General features: G+C 60.5%; 2 protein-coding genes. Both read right to left on the minus strand.

Going from position 1 to position 6,242, the window contains the following annotated elements; translation table 11 throughout:
• On the minus strand, positions 1 to 3,919 hold a 3,919-nt coding region (locus tag H5U38_04750; GenBank protein ID MBC7186331.1), incomplete at its 3' end, for an efflux RND transporter permease subunit.
• A 42-nt stretch (positions 3,920 to 3,961) separates the two neighbouring features.
• The coding region (locus tag H5U38_04755) for an efflux RND transporter permease subunit (protein ID MBC7186332.1) at positions 3,962 to 6,242 on the minus strand (2,281 nt) is incomplete at its 5' end.

A 6,242-nucleotide genomic window follows, 5' to 3' on the forward strand; every position in this document is an offset into this window, starting at 1 on the left:
TGCCAATCTCCAGCGAAACCTGGTCCAGGGCACGGAATGGCTGCTTCTTCTTACCGACGATGGGAATGGCCAATACCAGGCGGTACAGTGCACGCCGAAGTCCACCAAAGCGCCCTCCGATGCGCGCAATGTTGATCCGCTTCTGGTAGATGCGCGTGGCCAGAGCGTTCACGCCCAACGCCGCATACCACAGCACCCCGACGACCGCCACCACGCCAATCTTCTGCCAGCGCAGTTGGAAGAGCAGAAGCGTCAAGGCCGGAAATCCCCACAACCAGACCGTGCGCAGGCGATCGCCGAGGGTGCGCCAAAAACTGCGTCCTGCGCGACGAAAACGGTGCTGCAAGTAGACGCGGACCGGACCGAGCAGCATGAGCACAAAGAAGTAGAGCAGCACCGACAGGGGCACAAACCAGAAGGCACTGCCCAGGTAGAAGTAGACGAAGTAGATCAGAAAGCCCAGGAGCGGCACCTGCCACACGAACTGGTCAAAGTCCCGCAAGGAAGTGAAGCGCTTGTGCAGCCCGGCCTTGGCCCGGATGATCTTGCCCTTTTTCCACTCGCGGACAAAGCGCATCTCCTGGTCGTAAATCTTGACCAGATTCTGCAGCCGAATGACTATGGGCGAATCGGCGGGGATGAGCTCGCTCTTTGCCCGGCGCAGGCTGGTCATCAAGAAGTAAGTCGCCGCCGGGATGAGCATGAGCAACACAATGCCATCGATGCAGATCCAGAAGAGGCTGTCCACGCTGCGGTAGATGAGCCACCCGCCGGCAAGAAGTGCCACACCCTGAGCTACCTTCACGCGCCAATCCAGGCCGGCGAGCCACCGCAGCATCGTCTCCAGACCAGCATAGACCGTGGGGATGAACACCAACGTCAGCAGGGTGCTCATGCTCAGTCCGCCGATGACCGTGATGGCAAAGGGCGCCCCAATGTAGGTCACGTATTCCCCCTTGCCCATGGCCAACGGGAACATGCCGACGATGGTGGTGATGGCAGTGATGAGGATTGGACGCACGCGCGCCTGGCCCGCCACCAAGAGCGCACGCGAGCGACGGAACCCACGGCTGCGCAAGATGCGCGTGTAGTCAATGAGGATGATGCCGTTGTTCACCACAATGCCAAAGAGGATGAGAAAGCCGGTCAAAGTGTTCGCGTTCAGCAGCGAATTGCCGGTGGCAATGAGCGCGACGAAGGACCCGACCGCGGCAAAGGGAATGGAGAACAACACCACCAAGGGGAGCCACAACGACTCGAACACGGCAGCCAAAATCATGTAAATGAGCACTACGGCCGCGCCGATGAGGTAGTAGAACTCGCGCAACTCTGACTCTGGTTGCACCATCTCCACCGCAATCCCGGCGGGCACGGTGAGGTTGGCCAGTACGTCTGCCACCTCGGCGCGCGCCTGCTCCCGCAAGGTCTTGGAGGCATTGACCTCGGTCAGGAACTGGTAGCTGACCTCGATCTGCTTCTCCTGATTCACGCGGTTGATGGTGGCCAGGCCGGTGGCGTAGACGATGCGGCTCAGCTGCTGCAGCTCGTAAGTGCCGCCGCTCTGCGAAGGAATGCGCAGGTGCCGGAGGTCATCGACCGTCTTTTCCCGCTCCTCCATCTCGGCGCTGCGAATGATAATCTCGTACTCGTCGGTACCCTGTTTGAACTGCAGTCCGGAGGAGAACTCCCGTTGAAAGCCGGTCAGCTCCGCAGCGATCGTGGCTAAGGTGATGTCGTATTCGCTCAGTACGGCTTTGTCAAAGAGCAGATGCAGCTCAGGCCGGTTCTCGGACACGTTGACCCGCACCGACTGGACCGATTCCAAATTCTGCAGATAGTAGCGAATGTCCTCGGCCACATTCCGCATCCGGCCAAAGTCGGTGCCTTTGATGACATTGGATTCGCTCTGGGTGCCAATGCCCAACAGGCGCTCAAACGAGCCGCCAGGGTTCATCCTGCCCCCACCGCCGCGGAAGCGCCGGCTCGCCCGCGGCTGCTCAAAGCTCACCTCTGCCAGGCGAAAATCCTTGATGCGCTCCTGGATATCGCTCTTGATCTGCGCAATGGAACGGTTCTTGATCTTCTGATAGTCCTTGCGCAGCTTGACCGTGACAACTGCCTCTTCCTCGTAAATCTTGCTGACGATGTCCTGCTTCTCGGGGATGTCCTCGATGCGCTTCTCTAACTCGCTGGTCACCGCGTCGGTGGTCTCCAGGGTGGCGCCGCTGGCCATGGTGAGATAGAGGTTGAGGTCGGTGGTTTGCACTTCTCGCGCCACGTTCAGGCTCACGCCTAACGCAACAAGCACGCTGGCTACGAAGAGCACGAAAGCGGTGCCGATGGTGCGCACTGGAAAGCGCATGCACGACTTGAGCAGGAGCGTGTAGATTTGCAGGAGCCTATTCTTCTGCGAAACGATGCGGAACTGCACCCCCTTGCCCACCTTGCCGCGACTCAGGAAGTGGTGGGTGATCATGGGCACCAACAGCAGGGCAACCACCAGCGAGACCAACAGCGTGCTCACCACGGACACGCCAATGTGCTTGCCAAAGAGCTTGATGAGGAAATTGCTGGAGAAGATGAAGGGGAGAAAGACCACGACAGTGGTCAAAGTCGCAGCAAAAATGGAGCGCCACACCTCCTTGGTGCCACGCGTGACCGCCTCATCCGGCTGCCGGTGCAGCGCTGCGTGGCGATAGATGTTTTCGAGCACCACCACGCTGTTGTCCAACAGCATCCCCACCACTAAAGCCATACCTACCAGCGTCAGGCTGTTGAGCGTGATTCCGAAGGCGTAAAACAGGTTGAGAGCAGTGAAGATGGAGATGGGGATGGCGAGAACGATGGTCACCACCAGGCGCAGGTTGCGCAGGAAGAGCCAGAGGACTAAGACTGCCAGGCAGCCGCCCACCAACGCCAGTTGAATGATCAACTTGACGTTGTTTTCCATATCGTCGGCCATGTTGCTCTGGATGGCGATCTCGAGGTCCTGCCCTTTAAGCTCACGATTCAGGCGGGCGATCGCCGCCTTGGTGGCGTGCGACAGGGAGATCAGATTGACCTGCGCATCCCGGACCAACTGTACGGTCACGGCTTCCTTGCCGTTGACCCGGCTCAACGAGGTCTCCTCCTTAACGCCGACCACCACCTGCGCCACATCGCGCAACAGCACCGGCCCCTCGCGGCGCACCACGAGGTTCTCCAGATCCCGCACGTCCGCATAGTCGGCCACCACGTTGACAAAGTACTGCTTGTCCCGGCCAAAAGCGCGGCCGACAAAGGTGGTGGTGCGACTGTTCTGGCGGATCAGATTGCGGATCTGTGCAGCGGTGATGCCATGTGCCCGGCAGGCGTCCTGGTTGAGGATGATCTCCACGGATTTCTCCCGCCCACCGGAGACCATCACCGTGGCGATGCCGTCGATCTTCTCCAGCTCAGGCACCACCTCCTTGTCCACCAAGTGCCGGACGCGGTCGACGTCGCCGCCACCGCGAACCTGCAGCTCCATGAATTGGTTGGCCAGCTGGTCCACGTCAACGCGCACCACGTTGACGTTGAACTCATCGCCCAAGGTGGTCTTCACCACGTCCACTTTTTCCTGCAGGCGCAGGTAGGCGTACTTGAGGTTGGTCCCCTGCGTGAAGTAGACGAAGATCGTTCCCCGGCGCGGGTCGACGTACGAATCGATGCGTTCGACCCCCTGTAGCGAGCCAATCGCACCTTCCAGAGGGATGATGGCATGCCGCTCCATGTAGGCGGGATCCACATCGAGCATGCCAGAGACCTGGACAATGAGAAAGGGCAATTCGGCGTTGGGCAGCAACTCCACGGGAAGCTGCTTGTAGGAGACGACCCCAAGCAGGGTCAGCCCCACGAACAGCATGCTGATGAGCGTCTTGCGTCGGTAGATGAAACTCACTCTTGCTCTTTCCGATTCACCAGTAGCGTGGACAATGTGTCCTCAGCGCGCAAATCTGGCGCGGAGTTCGTCAAAGACAAGGTAGACACACGGTATCACCACCAGCGTCAGCAGGGTCGAGGTCACCAGGCCGCCGATCACGGCCAGCGCCATCGGCGCCCGCAGCGCTGCCCCCTCGCCGAAGCCAAAGGTCAACGGCAGCAATGCCAGAATGGTGGTCAGGCTGGTCATGATAATCGGCCTGAAGCGGCGTCTCCCCGCCTCGATGATCGCATCGCGCAGCCGATACCCCTCCGCCTTCAGCCGGTTGATGGCATCGACCAGGATGATGGAGTCGTTGACGGCAATCCCGGCCAGCATGACGATGCCAATATAAGCCATGATGTTCAGCGACTTGCCGACGATGAGGAAGGTGAAGATGGATCCCACGGCGGCCAGTGGCACGCTTAACATCACCGTAAACGGGTGGATGAGCGACTCGAACTGGCTTGCCAGCACCATGTACACCAGCACCACGGAAAGAATGAGCGCGAACCCGAGGTTGTGGAACGCCTCGCTGCGCTTCTGCTCCTCACCGGTGAGCGTTACCGAGTAATCAGGAGGAAGCTCCAGGTGCGCCAACTCTTGCCGCACCTGCCGTACCACATGGTCAAAGGGCTTGCCCTTCTGGACGTGCGCGGTGACCCGACCGATGCGATTCTGGTTGCGACGGTAGATCTCCTTGGGCGCCACCGTCTCGCGAATGGTGGCCACCTCGCTCAGGCGGATCTTCTGCCCGCCGCTGGTGAGGAGCACGTCGCGCAGCTGGCCCACGCCCACTTTGGGCAGGTGCAGGGTAAGGTCCTGCATTTCCCCCCCGGTCTCCCAGGTGCCAGCCTCCTTGCCCATGAGCTGGTCGCGCAGCTGGGAGCTGATGCTCTCCACGCTGATGTTGTACATGCCCGCCAGCAGCCGGTCAACCACCACCTCGACCTCCGGCGCGCCCTCCTCGAAGCTGGTCTGCACATTGAAAAGCTCGTCGATGCCCAGCAGCCGCCGCTTGGCCTGTTGGGTGAGGCTATCCAGCACCGCCAGCTCCTTGCCCTTAATCTCTACAACCAGCGGCGCAGCCTCGGTGCCCAGGGTGCTCTGCAAAGCCGATTGCTCCTGGATGAACTCCACCTCCAGATCTGGAACGTCCGCGAGCCTGGTGTTCAGACGAGCAATTAGCTCCTGCGCCGAGGTGCGATGTTTCGGGCTAAGGATGACTCTGACGCTGGCACTGTTCTCCGCCGCAAAGATCGCCTTTTCGTCGCTACTTGCTGCGGTGGACGGACCAATGTGGCTGTAGAGCGTTTGCAACTCATCGCCCAGCGTAGCTTTGATCAGGTCCTCAATGCCGGCAACGGTCTGCTCGGTGCGGCGCAACTCGGTACCCTCAGGCAGCCGCAGCTCGATGGTAAACTCACCGAGGTCGGTCTTAGGGATGAACTCGCTTCCCACCACGGGCAGCAGCACCAGCGCCAGGACCACCAGAGCCACTGCGCCCCCGATCACCCACCATTTGCGGTCGAGAATACGGGCCAAAAACTTTGGATACCACGGGAACGACAGGGACCGCTTGGGCAAAGTGCGGTTGCCCGTCTTCAGAAAGCGCGCCGCCAGCATCGGGATCACCAGGATGGCCACCACCAGCGAAGAGAGGAGCGAAAACGCCACGGTCCAGGCCTGGTCCTTGAACAGCTCGCCCGCCACGCCGTGGAGGTAGACAATGGGCAGGAAGACCACAATCGTCGTCAGGGTGGCAGCAGTGATGGCCCCACCGACTTCTGCCGTGCCGACGACGGCGGCCTCGCGCAGCGGTACCCCCGCCTCTATGTTGCGGAAGATGTTCTCCATGACCACGATGGCATTGTCCACCAACATCCCCGCGCCCAAGGCGAGCCCACCGAGGGTCATGATGTTGAGCGTCAGCCCGTTGAAGTACATCATGTTAAAGGTGGCGACCACCGAGATGGGGATGGCCACGCTGATGATGGCGGTTGCCCCAATCCGCCGCAAGAAGACATAGAGCACCAGCACCGCCAAGAGCACGCCGATGAGGGCGCTCTGTTTGACCTCATCGATGGCCGTGGTGATGAAATCGGCCTGGTTCTGCACCACCACCAGCTCGTACCCGGGCAGTGCCTGCCTGATGTTGGCCAACGCCCGCAACAAATCATTCGCCGCACGCACGGTGTTGAATTTGGTCTCCTTGTACACAGCGAGCCCCAGGCAACGCTTCTGGTTGAGGCGGACGATGTTCTGCGGCTCTTTGTTGCGGAGCTCGATCTTGGCCACATCG

It is taken from the genome of Calditrichota bacterium, from assembly GCA_014359355.1.
In the GTDB taxonomy this organism is placed as follows: domain Bacteria; phylum Zhuqueibacterota; class Zhuqueibacteria; order JANLFK01; family Oleimicrobiaceae; genus Oleimicrobium.